We start from the raw sequence: 17,015 nt of genomic DNA, 5'->3' as shown, positions 1-17,015 counted from the left end.
TACGACTGTATTTCAAACTAGGTTAGTAGAGCCTGTTGTCACTTTAAGTTCAACTGGCTCTAGCTTAGCACCCTAACCTACAGTGCTAAGGTTATTTACCTAAGTAAGCATTTATTTTATACTTCAAACCTTCAAAAAACGTTAATAGCCGTGTAATACATGCTGTTTATCCTAAGCAACTAGTAATTATCTAGGTTACAAATTACAGTAATGCTATAATCAAGCTGTATTATGTAAATAATTATTATCGGTTGTTACTCTAGTCATTATTTAAATAGGTGCTTTAAAAGGAAATTGCTCAATGAAATTATTTATAAAATTAGTTTTATTAACCAATATTATCGTATTGGCGAGCTTTGCTTTCTTTAACGCAAAGGCTGCAAGCATTCAAGATGATCAAGTGCTAGTTCAGCAAAAATCGCAAATCATGATCTTTTTTACGTTACCACAGCTTAAAGGCGAAGGTAGCAATGCAGAGCTACCCAATACGTTAATATCGGCTATATCTGACAAGTCACAACATTACAGCATTGATAAGCATACTTGCCCGAGTAAAAAAGCTAATGAAATATATGAGTTAACCGCTCTATTTAATGATAAGTTGCAGGTATTATTGTCTTACTTTTCAACCCATGAGCAAAAGTTAAATTTAGAAGACAAAAGAGAAGACAAAGAAGCTATTAAAGTACTTTCGGTTAAAACCTCATAGTTGCTATTATCACATTTTAGCAATCCCCTTAGTACTTAAACACTGTAATGGTAAAGATTAGCGCGATAAAGTTAATCTCAGTTACCAGAAATTAATCGGTTGTCTTAATTGATAACTCAATATTCTTTTTATCGCCAGCAAACCACTTTTGCACATATATAGTCCCTAAAATTGGAGGCATTCCATTCTCAGGTACTTCTTGATAACGAACACTATTTTTATTTTGTTTTTCAAATACAAACTTATACCAGTTTCATTAATTAAGTGATCTATTGTATACGCAGTGAAAACAGTCAAATACAAGGCATTTATTTTCATAACTAGTTGTTCAGGACAATAATGCTCCTGCATTGTCCACATAAGCTACATCCATGTAGCGATAATTATAAAATAAATAACGCAGTAGTTGACTGTTTTAGCCAGTAGAAATGATCACATAGTTAGTGAGATTGGTATTAGTCACTTTCTCTGACACAACTTATCCTTAGCAGTTAGCTTTATTTTTACATGAATTATACCACTTTATTGAACTGTGTAACCGCTCAGAGCTGCATGGCGATATTAAAAAAGTTACCCAGTTTTGCTAAGTGAAAGATGCAATGAAAAGCAGTAAATCAAATAAAGAGAGAATATAAGAATAATACCAGTCCGTATAAGAAAAAGATCTCTAGAGTGCTATATGGACAGTGCATATAATAAAATTTAGGCAAAAAAAAGCGTTTACCTGAATTCAAGTAAACGCATTATAAAACATGAAACACTAAGGGAAATAATAGTCTATCGTATAGTAAGAGTGCGACTGGGCAACAAAGTTCATTTTAATTTATATTTATTTTTATTTAATTCAAAATTTAAACAAAATGAGTTAATGTTAAGTGTGATTAATTTAGGGAATGTAGCGATACTTCGTTCAACACGCCTCAAGTTATCACGTTTAATGTGTACAAAATTTGTACATTAAAGTTCAACACGTCTTACAGAGAAGTAAATTAACTTATGGTTACAGCATCAGCACGACACATACTAGTAGATTCAGAAGCACAGTGTTTAGCACTTAAATCTGAAATTGAAAGCGGTAATGATTTCGCGAAAGTGGCAGAAGCGCATTCAAACTGCCCTTCAAAGTCGCAAGGTGGCGCTTTGGGGTCTTTTGGTAAAGGGCAAATGGTAAAAGAGTTTGAAGATGTAGTGTTTACTGCACCAGTAAACACTGTTCAAGGCCCGGTAAAAACACAATTTGGCTTCCACTTAATTGAAGTAACTGCTCGCAACGATTAAATGTAGGGGAAGTATTGTCTCAAATGGTTAATCAAAATATGTTCAAGATGAGACAGAGATTATAATATAAGGCCAATCAATCGATTGGCCTTATATGTTCAGGATGAACGCTCAAGGTATTAACACTTATGTTAATACCCAAGCAATCTAAACTAAGCAAAAATAGCTTGCATCATCCAGAAGAATAAAATAGATAAACCAGCACCTACAGGTAATGTAATCACCCAAGAAATGACAATATTTCTAACAACGCTCAAGTTTATTGCCGCAATTCCTCGCGCCATTCCAACACCTAATACTGCACCAACAAGTGTTTGAGTTGTAGAAATAGGCAAACCAGTACCAGAGGCGATAACCACCGTACAAGCCGCGGCTAATTCTGCAGCGAAGCCTCTACTTGGTGTTAAGTGGGTTATACCATTACCGATTGTAGCAATCACTCTGTGTCCAAATAATGCTAAACCGGCAACAATTCCGAAACCACCTAAAGGCAATATCCACCACGCCAAAGCCGCTTGTTTAACAATTTCACCGCCACTAGCAACAATACTGGCTACAGCAGCAAGTGGCCCTATCGCATTAGCTACATCGTTTGAGCCATGGGCAAAAGCCATACAAGATGCGGTTACTATCATTAACATTGCAAACACTTTTTCTACGTTTGCGTAATGGGTTGACCGAGTCACTTTCTCATCAAATTTTATCCTATTGATAAAAAACTTACCCACTACAGCTACTGCAATAGCAATAATTACTGCATACATATAGCCATCAGCAGTGCCAATATCTAAACCTATGTGCTTTAAGCCTTTAGTGATCGTTACTAGCGATAAAATAAATCCAGCTAAGAACATATAAAAAGGCACATAGCGTCGGGCATTTTCTAAGGGTTTGTCGGTATCAAAAATAAGCTTTTGCGCACTATTAAAAATTAAAAAAGCAATGACACCTGAAATTAGCGGAGTAATTATCCAACTACCAACTATGCCACCAACCTTTGCCCATTCAACCGCTTCTGGGCTAACGCCAACAGCAGCAAAGCCAATAATAGCGCCAATTATTGAATGTGTAGTCGATACCGGCCAGCCTAATATAGAAGCAACTAATAACCAAGTTGCTGCAGCAAATAATGCTGAGATCATTCCAAAAACGAGTAATTCCGGTGTTTCAATAAAGAAAGATGAGTCTATTATTCCTTTTCGAATGGTTGATGTAACTTCGCCACCTGCTAAATATGCTCCAGCAAATTCAAACACCATAGCAATAATAATTGCTTGCTTAATAGTAAGTGCTTTAGAACCAACCGATGTTCCCATCGCATTTGCAACATCGTTCGCACCAATACCCCAAGCCATAAAAAAGCCAACAACAGCGGCTAGCATGACTAAGGTTGAGCCATGTGATAATAATATTTCCATGAGCTACCCTTATTTTCTAGCCAGTAAAATTTCTAATCGTGCACCGACTCTTTCGGCTAAATCAGCAAGGTCTCCGACCCAGTCAAATATTTGATATAAAAACATCACATCAATCGGATTCATATCATCTTCAATCGCGAGTAAATCTTTACGGATAGTTACTTGCAAAATATCAGTTTCACATTCAATTTCATCTAATTGATGGATAATTTTATCAACTAATTTTACTTCTCTACCGCGGAAACCTGTTTGTAATAAGTCATCTAACTCATTTATCGCTTCAGCAGCTTTAGCAATTGCATCAATATTACGTTGTAAGTAAATAGCAAATTGCGCTTGTAATGATTCAGGGATCTCCAAGTTACGCCCTAAAACACGACCTGAAATATCTTTCGCTTTGTTCGCTATTTTATCTTGCTGTGATAACAGCTCAAGAATATCTGTGCGATCAATAGGCATAAATAAACCACCGGGCAATTCCATGCGTAGTTGTCTTTTTAAATCGTCTGCATCGCGTTCAAGTTTTGAAATTTTTGTTCTGACTTTCCCTGCTGTCGACCAATCATTGGCGTAAACCGCCTCAAAAAATGGTACTAGCTGCTTAGAACATTTACTCACCATTCGAATATGTTTTTCTAATGGTTTAATAGGTGATTTAGCAAATACACCTAAAATTGAATTACTGGCCATAGTGTTATTTCCAGGAGTTAAAACTCTTAATTGTCTTTCGCGGCGGATATTAACTTATTTAACCGCATTAGAAAATGACTTTATTCACTACTTTATCATAGTGCACGAAAATTATATTACTCAGTTTTTATAATACCGTCTTCAGTAGTATGGCGAACAACCTTACCTTTAACAAAGTATATAATGTATTCACAAATATTTTGACATCTATCCCCTATTCTTTCCAATGCCCTCGCTGACCAAATTACACTCATAACTTGTGGAATAGTACGTGGCTCTTCCATCATATAAGTCATTAATTGTCTCATTAAGGCTTCATACTCACGGTCAATTTTAGTATCACTTTGGTGTATAGCTGATGCAGCTTCAGCATCCATTCGAGTAAACGCATCAAGCGTTGCTTGTAAAAACTCAAGCACTCTACGCCCTAAGTTATCCAAGTTAATTAGTAAGTCTTTTTGTTGTCCAGAAAGGCTTTCTAGGGCCACTTGCGCTATTTTTTTTACTTCATCGCCAATACGTTCTAAATCTGCAATAGTTTTCACTATTGCCATAATCAGTCTTAAATCGCCCGCTGCGGGTTGACGCTTTGCAATAATTCGAGTGCATTCATCATCAATACTCACTTCAAGTTTGTTGATTTGATAGTCATTCTTGTGCACTTTTCGAGCAAGATCTTGGTCAGCATCACAAACCGCTAACAAAGCCTCTGATAACTGCTTTTCAACTAACCCCCCCATTTGCATAACATGGTTAATTACCCGTTCTAAATCTTCATTAAATTGCCCTGATATATGGCGACCAAGATTTAAATTGTCCATTATGTTCTCCTACTTTTAATCGCCAACTTAACCATAACGGCCAGTAATATAGTCTTCCGTTTGTTTTTTAGTTGGGTTGGTAAATAAAGTATTAGTATCGCTGTACTCTATTAAGTCTCCCATATACATAAATGCCGTTTGATCAGACACTCGCGCAGCTTGTTGCATGTTATGAGTAACAATAACTACGGTAAACTGCTTTTTAAGATCGTTAATCAGCTCTTCAATAGTCAGTGTCGAAATAGGGTCTAATGCAGAGGTAGGTTCATCAAGTAACAGTACCTCGGGCGATATCGCGATAGCACGCGCAATCACTAACCTTTGTTGCTGCCCACCTGATAAGCCTAGCGCACTTTCGTGTAAGCGGTCTTTTACTTCATTCCACAGTGCCGCGCTACGCAAAGAGTTTTCTACCGCTTCATCTAAAACTCTGCGATTATTTACCCCAGTAATACGCAGCCCATAAATAACATTCTCATAAATACTTTTAGGAAATGGATTTGGCCTTTGAAACACCATCCCAACTTTACGACGAAGTGCGGCTACATCGACATGTTTTCCATAAATATTTTCACCATTAAGATTTACTTCGCCTTCTATTCGGCAAATATCAACTAAATCATTCATGCGATTAATACATCGCAGTAAGGTAGATTTACCACAACCACTTGGCCCGATGAACGCCGTGACCTGCCCTTTAGGTATCGACATTGATATATTTTGTAATGCTTGTTTGTCGCCATAATATAAATTTAAATTATTAATAGTTAATGCAACCTGCTCAGGTGTCATATTATTTAAATCTAACGGTATATCTGGCTGTAAAATCGTTTTAGGACTAACAGAAATCATAACATTCTCTTTTACACTTAATTTTATTTAGCTCGTTTAGTTAAAGCATTTAATCAATTAATGCTCTAACGTGCGGTATTTTTCTCTTAAACGGTTTCTAATTGAAACAGCCGTCATGTTTAATGCAACAATTATAGTGACTAATAATAATGCGGTTGCATACACCAATGGTCTAGCTGCTTCAACATTAGGGCTTTGAAAACCAACATCATAGATATGAAAACCTAAATGCATAAATTTTCGGTCTAAATGTAGAAATGGAAAGTTGCCATCTAACGGAAGGTTAGGGGCCATTTTCACAACCCCAACCAACATTAATGGGGCTACTTCACCAGCAGCGCGTGCAATCGCTAAAATAATGCCCGTCATAATTGCGGGGCTAGCAATGGGTAAAATAATCCGCCATAAGGTTTCAGCTTTAGTAGCTCCAAGGGCTAAACTGCCATGGCGCATTGATGACGGAATACGCGATAACCCTTCTTCAGTAGAAACAATAACCACAGGTAAAGTTAGTATTGCGAGCGTTAATGCTGACCACATAACGCCTGGTGTTCCAAATGTTGGACTAGGTAATGTTTCTGGATAAAACAATTGATCTAAACTTCCGCCAACCATATAGACAAAAAATCCTAAACCAAACACACCATAAACAATTGAAGGCACACCTGCTAAATTAATGACCGCGATACGTAACAACTTTGTTAAGCCGTTATTGCCCGCATATTCATGTAGATAAATAGCAGCAACAACACCTAAGGGTGAAACAATAATTGTCATCAACAAGACCATTAGCACTGTGCCGAAAATAGCCGGAAACACGCCACCTTCCGTATTGGCTTCACGCGGGTCTTCGGTAACAAAGTTTGCTATTTGAACAAAAAACAATTTCAGCTTATCAATAACATTCATTTGATTATTAAAGTTAATCTGTAAAATATCTTCAAAATTAATTGTCACTAACGAATTATCCATCGCCTTTACGATTAACTGATCTCTAGCTATGTTATCGCGCAGTGACATTAAGCGTGTTTCTAATAATTGATACTCTTGCTGTAATGTTTGAACTTGCTGGTTAATGTCGCTTGCCACTTCATCAGTTAAAGTGTTTTGCAAGCGATGTTTACGTTCTTTTAATCTCAAGCGCTCAAGTTGATAATTAATGGCGCCAATATCTACTTTTTGTAACGAATCTATTTGGCTTTGAAACTCATTAACTCTTTCAAGCGCTTTGTCCATGTTATTGAGTGAAACCGCTTTGCCCTCTAATATCAGCTGTTCAATAACACCATAAAAGTTACCATTAGTTCTTCGTTCTATAACTACTAGGTTTTCTGGGGTAGAAATATTGGTTATTTGAGGGGCTAGTAACCAACGAAAATCTAAACTTACCAGCTCACGGTTACCTGTTTTAACTAGGTAACGTTCAATAGTTTCCTGAGTAGGCTCAAGTTTAAGGTTAAGATGTGATAATTGTTTCGTAGGAACTTTCTCACGATCGTATACTTCACCAATTACCGTTGAAGGGTTGCCAGCTTGATCAACCATTTCAAATTGATAAAGATCGGCAGGCCAAAAGTAAGAAAGCCCTCTTGACGCAATTAACCATAGTAAGCCTAAGACAGATATCAAACTAATGCTAACACCACCTGCCGACAACCAAATCCACGGGGAACCAGATTTAAACCACTTATTCATTCTTTAGTTCCTCAACTTATAACGAGCTATATTTTTCACGTAATCGCTGACGTACAAACTCAGCAACCGTATTGAAAATAAATGTGAATATGAATAGAACAAAAGCAGCTAAGAAAAGTATTCGATAATGAGAGCTACCTACTTCAGACTCAGGCATTTCAACAGCAATGTTTGCCGCTAATGTTCTCATGCCTTCAAAAACATTCCAATCAAGAATTGGCGTATTTCCTGTTGCCATAAGTACTATCATTGTTTCTCCTACTGCTCGGCCTAACCCCATCATTACAGCTGAAAATATCCCTGGGCTTGCCGTTAACAGTACTACTTTAACTAAGGTTTGCCATTGGGTTGCACCTAATGCTAAAGAGCCACTGGTTAAATGTTTTGGCACACTAAAAATAGCATCTTCTGCCATTGAAAATATGGTAGGGATAACCGCAAAACCCATCGCAATACCTACAACTAAGGCATTACGCTGATCAAAATCGATATTTAAATCGTTAGTAATAAATTGTCTGATATCACCGCCAAAAAGGTATAGTTCTAGTACAGGAGATAAACTAAAAGCAGCATAAGCAGCCAGTAACATCGCTGGAATTAACAACATTGGCGCAAGCGTTTCAGGTAGTTTCAACTTGACTTCTTTTGGCAATTTGAACCATATATAGGCAGTTAAAAATACCGACAAAGGTAAAAACAATAACAATAAAGCTATTGCAGGTAAGTACTTCTCAATAATAGGTGCAAGCCATAAACCCGCTAAAAATCCGAGAATAACCGTAGGTAAGGCTTCCATTAATTCAATTGTGGGCTTTACTTTCCTACGCATTGCCGGTGTCATAAAGTATGCTGTGTAAATTGCAGCGCTAAGGGCAACAGGCACTGCAAATAACATGGCATAGGTAGCCGCTTTTAATGTGCCGAATGAAATTGGCACTAATGAAAACTTAGCTTCAAAATCATCTGATCCTGAAGTAGATTGCCAGATATAATCAGGCTCTGGGTAACCTTCATACCAAACTTCTTCCCACAATGCTTGCCATGTTACTTCTGGGTGTTCATTTTTAACTGAAAATAATGAGAATTGCTGACCACTTAATGACAGTAAAGCATCTGCTCGCGGTGATATTGAAAAGTTACTCGGCGCATTAGCACTTAAGGGCCCACGCCAAAGTTCTGCTTCACTCGTTGTATAGAACAAGCCAAGCTCTCCGGAAGCTGTCATTGTATAAAAACTTTTACGATACTGCTCTGTATAAATAGCCGTAATTATTTGATTTTCTGCCGCCTTAAATGTTCTAACTTGTTTAAACTCTCTGCCGTGCTCTCCCGCCACTTCAAACCATTGGCTAACTTTACCACTACTATCACCAAGTAAAATAGAACTACTACCTGAAAGTAACGCCATTGCAGTTATATGTAATGGCTTAGTTGAGTGTTGTGAGAGTTGCGGAATAATGGTGGCTTTTAACTCAACCTCATCATCGTCTGATAAGTCGTAAACAAAAACTTGATCACCAGCTCTAGCAAACACCATAGATAAATCAGGCGTTACCAATATGTCATCATAGTCTCTATTTTTACTGTCTATTTCTTGATAATGAATGTCATAAGTAGTGTCATAGGTAAAATCATCATCGGCGATGAGTGTTGTTTTGATTAAACGTTTATCATGGGTGTAAGCAACAAAAACAGCTCGTTCATCATTCATCGCAAATGATATTTTAGATAACGCTTGGCCATTTTGATCAACTTGAATTGCTGTATCACCCAACGGGTAGGTAATATTAGGTACTATTTTACGATTATCTTGAGCAAATTCAGCGGTAAATTTAGGTGAAACCACTTGAACTTGTCCGTTGCTCCCTACTAAGAGCTTTTCTTCAATATTAATATCAACCACTTTTTCAAGCTTAAATTCGGCTAATAGCAACGCTTGAGAATATACCTGTTCTCCTATGTTGTGTTCATTAGTTTCAACAAGCTGATAGTAGTTAATTTGCCCATTATCGTTAATAATGTAAGCTAATTCCTTTAGCTCATCTACACCAATAGACGAAACCTTAGCATTTGTAGTTAATTCAAACGTTTGTTTTTGCATAATTTCTGCCGAAGCAAAAATGGGTTTTATCACATACAGTAAATACATAAAAATAAGCACTAAAGTAAATAGTACACTTATTCCGCCTAGCGTAATCAGCCACTTTGCTAGTGCATTTTTCAACTGTCTTGGCCCTGTTGATTTCAACGCAATTGTCACTGAATAATCCCAAATAACTATTTTAATTAATTAAAGCGATTATAAGACAGCTATGTGACACTTTTGTGACAGCTTCAAAATATATACCCAAACCACCCCAAGTTGTGAGTTTCAGTTGCAATTAAAAGCGATTTAGACAAGGTATTAATTGCAACTAATCGTGTTTCTATTGTTAAAATGAATAACGCAGTATAAATTGCTTTAAACTAACCTTTTAGGCGCTTCACAACTACCTATCCTCATCGTTGGGACTTCTTAAAAGGCGCTGCCATTCTTGCAAAGTAACGCCTTGATGTTAAGCACCTTTGAAACGCTGAATTCTGCATGTTGAGGTGGCTTGGGTATAAGTGCTTTTATAATTGAAAAAGCTTGCCGCTATAAGGCTTGGTTTAAACAAATTAAGTGATTATACTGCTACTACAACAAGGTTCTGAGAAGTACAATGAAGAAACAATTATTTATACTATTAGCAATATTATCTGCGCCTACTTTTGCTGCACAAAACACCGTTAATACTAAAGCGCTCCAGGCATGTACCATAATAGAAAATAACTTAGAACGTTTACTTTGTTACGATAATGTTATTGCTGGTAAGTCGTTATCTAAGTCACAAATAAGCGAAGTAGCTACACCTGAACCAGTAATTAAGCACCAACAATCAGCTAGCATGCCAATACAAGTAAAAGAGGTAACAAAGAAAGTAGCGACACAAGAAGCAGCAGTACCTGATAACTTTGGGTTAGAACACGAAGATATTATTAAAGAAAAAGAAAAACATCCTCAATTACAAGCTGTGGTAACCAAGGTAATAAAAGCGCCTCATGGAGAATTGATTATCACACTTAATAATAATCAACAATGGCGTCAAGTTGGCACAAAGAAATTTTATTTAAAAGAAAACGAAAACGTTACAATAAGTCGTGGGATCTTCAGCGCTTTCTTACTTAAAAAGGCCGGCCAAAATAGAACAATTACGGTTAAGCGTACTAAGTAACCTCAGTTCTGGATAAGTAAAAACGAAAACTTTTTTACAAAGTTTACCTTAGTGTTAAACGCTATTTAGTAAACCTAGCTAGCATTGATGTTTTAATAAAACCTATCACCCATACACCTCTGTGGGTGATCTCAAATACTTTACCCACTTAACAATTTAAAATTTTATCGATTACTACAAGATAAAAATTTTATTCGTAATTTTAAATAAAAATGTTACCTTAGAGTACGTTAGGGTTATATCTAGTGCGAATATGACGAGGAGTTACCATGAGTATCGGTCAAATAATGTCTAAAAAGTTAATTACACTTGAGATTGACGACCACTTAGACAAGGCAAAAGCATTATTTGAGCAACATAAAATTCATCATATTCTAGTGCTAAATAACAAAGAACTTGCCGGTATTCTCACCGATAGAGATCTTTATAAACAACTTAGCCCTTATATTGGTACCAGTAAAGAAACACCACGCGACAGTACATTGCTCCATAAAAAAGTACATCTGGTTATGACAAGAGAGCTTGTCACAACAACCATTAATAGTTCGATAAACGATGTGGTAATGCTATTTTACAAAGAGCACATTTCTTGCTTGCCCATAGTTGATGAAAACTTCCACCCTATTGGCATTATTTCATGGCGAGATATTATTAAAGTTGCCGCATTACAACACCTTAAAAAAATAGCAAAAGCAAAAACTTAAATGCAACAGCCGATAAAAGTATTTAAGAACTACATGACAACATAGAACTGCCTGCTTTATTTTCTGCCCATTTAGGGCGTTTTGCGGCATATATTTCAAACTCTGGCTGATCTTCATAAGGCTTTAAAAACACTCTTTGCAGAGTATGAAGCAGTGTATAGTCACCTTGCTCTGCTTGCTCAATGGCCTGTTGTGCTAAGTAGTTTCTAAGCACATATTTAGGGTTAACACTGTTCATTTTCACTTTGCGCTGTTCGTGCCCGCTTTCATTCAATGCTAATCGAACAAAATAACTTGCCAACCACTCAATAAAATGCTCTTTATCGGCTTGCGTTAACTCTTGTGGTTGATAAAAACAAGAGTGGAAAAAGCGTATCGCATCTACGCTATTTTCGGGTGTTGCTGTGGCAAGTATTCGATAAAACAGTGTCATATCGATTGTTAGCTCACTCATTAAGTGTTCTAGTTCAAGAAATAAGGTGTCATCTTTATCTTTAATATAGCGCTCAAAGCCTAACTTACTCGCCATCATCTCGCCAAAACTTTGCTGATATAACGTGGCATAGTTATTCAAAATCTCATTTAATGGTTCAGCGTCTTCTATTAATGGGTAGATCGCATTAGCTAATTGAAATAAGTTCCATTGGCCTATTTCAGCTTGCGCACCAAAACAATATCGCTTGCCTTGCGCATCTGTAGTATTGGGGGTCCAGTGCAAATCGAAATTATCAATCCAACCGTAAGGACCATAATCAATGGTTTCACCAATAATCGATAAGTTATCGGTATTCATGACACCGTGAACAAAGCCTACCCTCATCCAGTGCACAATTAGCTGACAAGTACTTTCACTAATTTCTTGAAACCATTTAAGATAAGCAGATTTACATGGCTGACCTAAATGAGTGAAGTTTTGGGTGATAGAATAATCAACCAATTGTTTTAATAATGTTACATCTCCCCTTGTAGCGGGCAGTTGAAAGCAGCCAAAACGTAAAAAGCTTTTTGACACTCTACAAACAACTGCACCGGGCTCTGCTTTAACATTACCGTTATAAAACATATCGCGCATTACTTTATCACCCGTTAAACACAAGCTTAACGCGCGTGTTGTTGGCACACCTAAGTGATACATTGCTTCAGAGCATAAAAATTCACGTACAGACGAACGAAGCACAGCTAAGCCATCGGCAGTTCGCGAATAAGGCGTTGGCCCTGCCCCCTTTAATTGTAGTGTTAACAAACCTGAATCAGTTTTAATTTGTCCTAAGTTAATCGCCCTACCATCACCTAACTGCCCAGCCCAATGGCCAAACTGATGGCCGCCATAATTCATTGCATAAGGCTGCATGCCATCTAACAAGGCATTACCTGAAAAAACATCGGTGAATAACGCTAAGTTGTCATCAACATTAACACCAATACCTAATGCCAACTCTGGTGTTATTGCAATAAGCTTTGGCGCGGCAGTTTTTTTCGGGGTTGCCCATGAGTATGCCTGGGTAACTTGTCGTGGATAATTATCAGTAATTTTGTCAGCGGTAAAGTGTTTTAAAAATTGATTATCAAATGAAAAATTCAGTTTATTCACAGCAAGCCTACAATGAGTTAATTTAAGTTAGGTAAAACCTATTGGTAACAATATGACAGGGTTTTATGAGTAGTACTTTAACATAGACAGGGTAAATCATGATACGAGAGGATTAATGATAAATTTATGCGGTTAAGTACTTTATAGGTTAGAGCGTGTTGATTATCCCTTACTTAACATTTTCACAATGCGATCATAAACAACGTTTGAAAAGATCAGTGTATTTTCGCCAACAGTATTTACAAACTGTATAACCACAGTATCAATATCTTTGTGATATCGCGCGATACTATAATAGCCAATTACCCAGCCTGTATGCTCATACACATAAATTGACATATAAATTGCCTGCTCTTTTTCGGTAAATAATGTGCCATCATTTAACGCCCGCAAAAATATGCCAACATCTTCTGCTGTTGCAACAAACCCTTGGTCAAGCGCTTTAAAATCATCTGGATAACCCACGTAGTAACCACTCATGAGCTTTGAAGAGTCGACTTCATTGACCGAGAAGAATGTGTGTTGCAAGTTAAGGGGGGTTAATATTTCAGCTTGAATAAATTGGTTATGATCGTAGCCAAGTACTTTATCCATAATTCGACCTAGCAGCAGATAATTAGTATTGGAATAGCCATAATCGCTATCTGGTTTGAAGTCTGCAGGGGTATCTAACACTAACGCTAAGTTTTCCTCTGTACCAATAGTATTTTCTGCCCATGAAAACCCTTCATTATCAGTATAGTTGGGTAAACCACTTCGATGACTAACCATCATGTGCAATGTAATTTTATCAGCATATTCAAAGCGCCCTGCTAGCGCTGGTAAATACTCTGCGAGCGTTTTATCTAAAGACAAGTCGCCTCTTGCCACCAGTTTTGCTACAGCTGATGCTCTATATAGCTTGCCGATACTAGCAATTTTAAAAAGTGCATCTGGAGCTGTTGGGATTTTTTTATCTCGATTATGCCAACCGCTAGTATAAAACTGGCCTTCCTGATCTTGTTTTTGAACATAAACAATTATGCCATCTAAGCCCCAGTTGACAGCATTATCTACTTGTTCTTGAATTGTCGCAGGAAGAGGATAAAAGTAATAAACAGCCGCTTTCCACGGTGCAAAAATATAAATACTGACAACTGTGACTATTGCTGCAGTTACTCTAATTATTATCTTATTTTTATTGCTCATTTTCATTCTGCTTTCAGTTCAATTATCTAGGGTTATAAACCATTAAAATACTGAATATTAGTTTGTTCTGGCACCATAATGCCTAACGTTTCTTTAACGGGTAAATCATTTGTTAATTCACCACTAAGTAGTTGTTCAAATTGTTTAATGAGCATAACTTTATCAGGAGACTCTTTATCGCCAGCGCCAATGTTAGTGAGATCTATCATAAAGTCGTCAAATATATCTGCAAGATCGTCGATCACATCAGTGTTTAAAAACTGATCTTTATTATAAATACTTGGGTAACCCGCCTTTTGTTTGTCGATGGCAAACGAAACCCCTTTAAGATTAGTAATACTGGTAGATTTATCACAAGAGAGCATACAACCATTATCAATACGCGGTTTTTCACAGCCAACACTTTGTTGGAAAAAACACTGTCTACTCGCCATAAGTAAAATGGGGTGATAAATACTGTACATCATTTTAAAGTTTTTAGGGCGGGCAATTGTTTTAATTTGTTGTTTGTTAATTTCATTTGAAATAAACGCACCACTACAATTAAATGCTTCTTGCATCGCGAGTAACACATAAGAATTAGTCGTATTTAAAAATGGTCCTGCTATCCATTTTATCCCGAGTTCAAAGGCACGAAAAGCAATGCCTGTGTTATTAGTAACAATGAGCTGTGGTTTCACTTGTTCTAAAATAGTTAATGCGACGTCGTAATCTTTACCAATTAATACTGACGGAAACCATGGAATTAATCGTGGATTTGCTGTTAAAAATTCAACGTATTTTGTACAACCACGTTTATAAGCGTCTGGTAATTTGAAATAAATAGCTGCATCTGTTTCATCAGCTAAGCCAACATCGGCTTCATCACAAATTAATATCGACAAATTAGCACGTTTAACTGTTTCAGCAATATTTACAGTATCAACTTTGGCATGACTCTCAAGCACAGGTAATTCTACTTCGGGTAAGAATTCTTGCTTATTTAACAATGAAATTATTTTATTTTTCATTAATGTTAATACTTTAAATGGAATACTTACTTTACTAGCTAAATTATCAATATTGAGTGTTTGTAAATCATATTCAGCACTTGATAAGCTTTTAAAACGTTTTTCAATAACGCCTGCATCAATGCCAACTTGTTCAGTAGCTGTTAATACTTGCTCTGAGTTAACCACAAAAGTTTGCTGTTCGCTACTAAGGCTTAGATTAATACCATCAGTAACACGTTCTGATATATCATTATGGGTAGACACTTTAATTGACAACGGCTGACCAACATCACCAGAAAATTCAAGGTTAAGCGGTATTTTATCAATGTTAAGGTGTTTAATTTTGTCAAAAACAGTTGCCGTTATTTGATCTTTTTCTTGATTAAGGCTTTGCTCAACTTCCTGAACTTGTACAACTGAAATGGTGTTGCTTGCATCGATACCATATGTTTTAAGTGCATGACTTTCAATCGCATGATTTTTTGAATTGTCGCGTGGATTTTCAATAAACATCGACTGGTTTAAGTCACCTCGTAAAAATGCATTTGAAAAATCACGATTAAACACTTTATATAAGCGTTCTCCATTTTGAGTTAATGCGCCTGTTTCAATAAAACCATCGATTTGTTTTCGGAAACTATCAACCACAGTATGAACATAACTTGCACCTTTAATACGCCCCTCTACTTTAAAGGAATGAACGCCAGCATCAATTAATGCAGGTAAATCAAAAAAGGCAGAATTGTCTTTGATATTTAATGGGAAATTATTACCTGACGCGGTCGTTTCATATTCTTCACGGCATGCTTGACTGCAGCGACCGCGGTTACCTGAGTTACCAACACTAGCGGAGGTTGAATAGCATAAACCTGAAAATGCCACACACAGCGAACCATGAACAAACACTTCGGTTAATACGCCATGTTTACGGCCGGCTTCAGCCATTGATGTAATTTCGCGTAAATTTAATTCTCTCGATAAATTTACTCGAGATGCCCCCAGTTTTTTCAGAAAAGGAATTTGCCCAACATTATGAGTGGTTAACTGCGTTGAAGCATGTATATCTAAACTCGGAAAGTACTTTCTCAGCACATAGCACAAGCCAATATCTTGCACTATTACGCCGTCTAACGTGGTATTAACCAACTTACTTAACAGTTTCGCTAGTGTTTTAAACTCTCGCTCTAAAATAACAATATTAAGCGTTAAAAATATCTGACACTGATACTGATGTGCTAGTCGAATAACCCCTACCAATTCTTCAAATGAAATATTAGACGCGCGATTGCGGGCATTAAATGTGTCTAAACCACAATAGACTGCATCAGCGCCAGCAATAATAGCGGCTTTTATCGCATCAACATCGCCACCAGGTGCCAATAATTCAATTTTAGGGTTCATGTATACAACTTATGTTATGTAATTAGCTTGCGCTTAAAAAGAGATGAATTTATTTTAAGGCTGCGATTTTACCCGTATATTGACTCGATGAATACCGCTAAAATAAACGCCTGATATTTATATTAACAATTTATACGAAACATCAGGTCTGATGATTTAACCTGAAGTAGGGATAATGAATGTACGTTTAACGCATATAAAACTCATACTTTGCAATATTTAGGTTATTTCTTCCTTAATACTAAGTGCAAGTTTACTACTACTGTTATATAACTACATAAGCAATACGATTTTTTATAATAAGCAATTGAAAAATATAACTTTATCTTTATTGGTCGTACATCCGTTATCCAGAACTCAGGTTACTTAGCTTATGCCGAATTCAGGTTATTTATTTTTTCTTAATTAGTTATGAGTGGAAG

13 protein-coding genes are annotated in these 17,015 nt (G+C 36.7%); 4 read left to right on the top strand and 9 right to left on the bottom strand.

Annotated elements, in window-relative coordinates; genetic code table 11:
- Positions 1-301 precede the first annotated feature (301 nt).
- On the top strand, positions 302-709 hold the full coding sequence (locus QUD79_RS02945; protein WP_184424351.1) for a hypothetical protein: 408 nt from the start codon (positions 302-304) through the stop codon (positions 707-709).
- A gap of 996 nt (positions 710-1,705) precedes the next feature.
- Complete coding sequence (locus tag QUD79_RS02940; protein ID WP_184424352.1) at positions 1,706-1,987, top strand: peptidylprolyl isomerase; 282 nt, start codon at positions 1,706-1,708, stop codon at positions 1,985-1,987.
- 152 nt (positions 1,988-2,139) lie between these two features.
- On the opposite strand, the gene QUD79_RS02935 is transcribed toward QUD79_RS02940, so the two are convergent.
- The 6 genes from QUD79_RS02935 to QUD79_RS02910 all read right to left on the bottom strand — a co-directional run bounded on the left by QUD79_RS02935 (position 2,140) and on the right by QUD79_RS02910 (position 9,612).
- Positions 2,140-3,405 (bottom strand): inorganic phosphate transporter, encoded by a 1,266-nt coding sequence (locus QUD79_RS02935; RefSeq protein ID WP_184424353.1) that lies wholly within the window; start codon positions 3,403-3,405, stop codon positions 2,140-2,142.
- Positions 3,406-3,414: 9 nt separating this feature from the next.
- Positions 3,415-4,095: a TIGR00153 family protein gene (locus QUD79_RS02930; RefSeq protein WP_184424354.1), complete on the bottom strand. Its 681-nt coding sequence runs from the start codon at positions 4,093-4,095 to the stop codon at positions 3,415-3,417.
- Positions 4,096-4,211: 116 nt separating this feature from the next.
- Positions 4,212-4,916, bottom strand: coding sequence for a phosphate signaling complex protein PhoU (gene phoU / locus QUD79_RS02925; RefSeq protein ID WP_184424355.1), 705 nt, complete (start codon positions 4,914-4,916; stop codon positions 4,212-4,214).
- A gap of 27 nt (positions 4,917-4,943) precedes the next feature.
- On the bottom strand, positions 4,944-5,768 hold the full coding sequence (gene pstB, locus QUD79_RS02920; protein WP_184424356.1) for a phosphate ABC transporter ATP-binding protein PstB: 825 nt from the start codon (positions 5,766-5,768) through the stop codon (positions 4,944-4,946).
- A gap of 57 nt (positions 5,769-5,825) precedes the next feature.
- Positions 5,826-7,463 (bottom strand): phosphate ABC transporter permease PstA, encoded by a 1,638-nt coding sequence (gene pstA / locus QUD79_RS02915; protein WP_184424357.1) that lies wholly within the window; start codon positions 7,461-7,463, stop codon positions 5,826-5,828.
- A gap of 16 nt (positions 7,464-7,479) precedes the next feature.
- Positions 7,480-9,612 (bottom strand): ABC transporter permease subunit, encoded by a 2,133-nt coding sequence (locus tag QUD79_RS02910; RefSeq protein ID WP_184424395.1) that lies wholly within the window; start codon positions 9,610-9,612, stop codon positions 7,480-7,482.
- A gap of 553 nt (positions 9,613-10,165) precedes the next feature.
- Between QUD79_RS02910 and QUD79_RS02905 the strand changes: the two genes are divergently transcribed.
- Positions 10,166-10,717: a hypothetical protein gene (locus QUD79_RS02905; RefSeq protein ID WP_184424358.1), complete on the top strand. Its 552-nt coding sequence runs from the start codon at positions 10,166-10,168 to the stop codon at positions 10,715-10,717.
- Positions 10,718-10,986: 269 nt separating this feature from the next.
- Entirely contained in the window at positions 10,987-11,421 is a 435-nt protein-coding gene (locus QUD79_RS02900; RefSeq protein WP_184424359.1) for a CBS domain-containing protein, read from the top strand.
- 22 nt (positions 11,422-11,443) lie between these two features.
- On the opposite strand, the gene QUD79_RS02895 is transcribed toward QUD79_RS02900, so the two are convergent.
- From QUD79_RS02895 to QUD79_RS02885, 3 genes are all read right to left on the bottom strand, one after another.
- On the bottom strand, positions 11,444-13,012 hold the full coding sequence (locus QUD79_RS02895) for a protein adenylyltransferase SelO (protein ID WP_184424360.1): 1,569 nt from the start codon (positions 13,010-13,012) through the stop codon (positions 11,444-11,446).
- Between the two features lie 162 nt (positions 13,013-13,174).
- Positions 13,175-14,200 carry a serine hydrolase domain-containing protein gene (locus QUD79_RS02890; RefSeq protein ID WP_385957964.1) on the bottom strand — a complete coding sequence of 342 codons (1,026 nt, stop codon included), beginning with the start codon at positions 14,198-14,200 and terminating at the stop codon, positions 13,175-13,177.
- A 32-nt stretch (positions 14,201-14,232) separates the two neighbouring features.
- Positions 14,233-16,593: a peptidase U32 family protein gene (locus QUD79_RS02885; RefSeq protein WP_184424362.1), complete on the bottom strand. Its 2,361-nt coding sequence runs from the start codon at positions 16,591-16,593 to the stop codon at positions 14,233-14,235.
- Positions 16,594-17,015 lie beyond the last annotated feature (422 nt).

The organism is Thalassotalea piscium (genome assembly GCF_030295935.1).
GTDB lineage: Bacteria > Pseudomonadota > Gammaproteobacteria > Enterobacterales > Alteromonadaceae > Thalassotalea_B > Thalassotalea_B piscium.
This window is presented reverse-complemented; position numbering and strand designations above follow the sequence as displayed.